The 2,585-nt window shown below is 69.5% G+C and carries 3 protein-coding genes; 1 reads left to right on the top strand and 2 read right to left on the bottom strand.

Translation table 11 applies throughout. The annotated features are described in order from the left end of the window. On the top strand, positions 1–1,087 hold a 1,087-nt coding region (locus tag P2P98_RS05305), incomplete at its 5' end, for a GNAT family N-acetyltransferase (protein ID WP_275797882.1). Between the two features lie 10 nt (positions 1,088–1,097). Here the strand turns inward: P2P98_RS05305 and mutM are convergent. Both mutM and rnc read right to left on the bottom strand, forming a co-directional pair. Then, a complete protein-coding gene (gene mutM, locus P2P98_RS05310) occupies positions 1,098–1,988 on the bottom strand; it encodes a bifunctional DNA-formamidopyrimidine glycosylase/DNA-(apurinic or apyrimidinic site) lyase (protein WP_275797884.1) in 891 nt (296 codons plus the stop codon). Then, on the bottom strand, positions 1,981–2,585 hold a 605-nt coding region (gene rnc, locus P2P98_RS05315; RefSeq protein ID WP_275797886.1), incomplete at its 5' end, for a ribonuclease III. The genes mutM and rnc, both read right to left, overlap by 8 nt.

Below are 2,585 nucleotides of genomic sequence, written 5' to 3' on the forward strand. Positions count from 1 at the left end.
CCTGATGACTTCGCTCCCCGACGGCGTCGAGTTCCGACGCCTGCACATCCCCGCCTCCATCGACGACGATGACGCCGCGGACTTCCGCGAAATGACCCGCGTGCGCAACCTCGTGTACGCCGAGATCTCGGGTCACGACGATCACTCCATGCCGGCGGACGAGCTTCTGCCGAACTTCCAGCCTGACCCCGCGCAGGTGCGTCTCTCGTGGCTCGTGCTTCTCGACGGCGAGGCGGTGGGTCGTATCGGTCTCGACCTCCCCCAGGAAGACGGGGCCCGTTCGGGCTACTGGCTCGTCGAGCTTCTTCGATCGGTCTGGGGACGCGGCATCGGTCGCGCCGGCTACGCGCTCGTGGAACAGACCGCTCGAGAGCACGGTCGAACCGTGCTCCAGTCCTGGGCGGAACACCCCGCCGCCGACGGGCCTCACCTCGAGGCTCCCACCGGCTTCGGTTCGGTGCCGCACGATCACATCGCGCGGTACTTCCTGGCATCCGGGCACGCTCTGGAACAGGTCGAACGCAACAGCGCTCTCGACCTGACGACCGCGGAGCCCCGCCTTCGCGCGCTCCTCGCCGAAGCCGAGTCGGCCTCCGCCGGATACCGGGTCGTGCAGTGGGTCCTCCCGACCCCCGACGAGTTCGTCGACGGAATGGCTCTCATGAAAGAACGCATGGTGACCGACGCCCCGGCGGCGGGACTCGAGTTCGACGAGGAGAAGTGGGATGCCGATCGCGTACGCCGCTACGAGCGCACCTACCTCGATGCGGGACGTCTGCTGCTGGTCACGGCCGCGCAACACATCGACAGCGGGGACCTCGTGGCCTTCAACGAGCTCGCGATCGGCAAGGACCGCACGGCCGCGACGTCTCAGCACGACACCCTCGTCGTGGGTACCCATCGCGGGCACCGCCTCGGCATGCTCGTGAAGTGCGCGGGTCTGCTCGCGTGGCGCGACATCGCGCCCGCCTCGCCGCGCGTGCTCACCTACAACGCGGAGGAGAACCGTCCGATGCTCTCGATCAACGAGGCGATCGGCTTCGCGCCCGTGGCTTACGAGGGGGCGTGGAAGAAGGTGCTCGACTGACGATGGCCGATCAGCGCACGCGCTGACAGTGCGGGCAGAAGTGGCTCGAGCGGTTCATGAACGACACCCGCACGATGGGCCGGGCGCACCGGGGACACGGCTGACCGGTGCGCCCGTACGCGTTGAGCGAGTGCGCGAAGTAGCCGGCCTGACCGTTCACGTTCACGTACTGGGCGTCGAAGCTCGTTCCGCCCTCCGCCAGTGCCTTGTCGAGCACCGCGCGGACCTCGCCGAGCAGACGATTCACGGCCCGGGTCGGAAGAACGGATGCCGAGGTCTCGGGGTGGATGCGTGCCGCCCACAGCGACTCATCGGCGTAGATGTTGCCGATGCCGCTCGCGACGGTCTGGTCGAGCAGCACGCGCTTGATCCCCGAGGATGTGCGCGAGAGTCGCGCCCGGAAGCGCGCGACGTCGAAAGCGGGGTCGAGCGGATCGCGCGCGATGTGCGCGACCTGCGTGGGCACGCGCGCGAGATCCGAACCCCGTCCGGCCGCCGCGCCGTCGGGAGTGTCGACGAGCTGGTCCACGGCCAGCGAACCGAATGTCCGCTGATCGGCGAACACGACCGAGAGCGGGCCGTGGACCGGGTGCTCGAGCTCGATGCGGATGCGCTCGTGGCGCTCCTCGGGGGCCCCCGGAACCCGGAGCAGCATCTGCCCGCTCATGCCGAGGTGCGTGACGATCGCTTCGTCGTCGGAGAACGGCATCCAGAGGAACTTGCCCCGCCGGACGGCGGCGCTGATCCGCTGCCCGGTGAGCGCCGCCTCGAAGTGCGCCGCTCCGCCGGTGTGACGGGTGAGCGCTCGTTCGTCGCGAACGTCGACCGACGCGATGAGCGCGCCGGTGACGGCGGGTTCGAGACCGGCGCGGACGACCTCGACCTCGGGAAGCTCAGGCACGCGCGTCGAGCTCGCGCCAGGCCGTGAGCGCCGCGGCCATCTCGGCCTGCTTCTTGCTCGACCCGGTTCCCGTGGTCACCACGTCTCCGACCGTGACGGTCGCCGTGAAGCGCCGGTCGTGATCGGGGCCGGACGCCTCGACGGCGTAGGTGGGGGCGGGCAGTGAGAGGCGAGCCGCGATCTCTTGCAGGCTGGTCTTCGGGTCCATCGCCGCGCCGTACCGGGCAGGGTCGGCCATCAAGGGCTCGACGAGTCGCAGCACCATGGCGGTCGCGGCATCCGGACCGGCCGACAGATACGTGGCACCGATGAGCGCTTCCATCGTGTCGGCGAGGATCGAGTCCTTGTCGTTGCCGCCGGTGAGGATCTCTCCCCGGCCGAGCCGGACGTGCTGGCCGAGACCGATACCGCGAGCGACCTCGGCGAGGGCGATCGTCGAGACGACGCCGGCGCGCCGCTTGGCGAGCTGGCCCTCGTCGAGATCCGGATGCCGCGTGAAGAGGCGCACGGTCACGGCCTGACCAAGCACGGAGTCACCGAGGAATTCGAGGCGCTCATTGTGCGGGATGCCGCCGTTCTCGTAGGCGAACGAGCGAT

Origin of the sequence: Microbacterium sp. Kw_RZR3 (assembly GCF_029222405.1) — a bacterium.
Classification (GTDB): domain Bacteria; phylum Actinomycetota; class Actinomycetes; order Actinomycetales; family Microbacteriaceae; genus Microbacterium.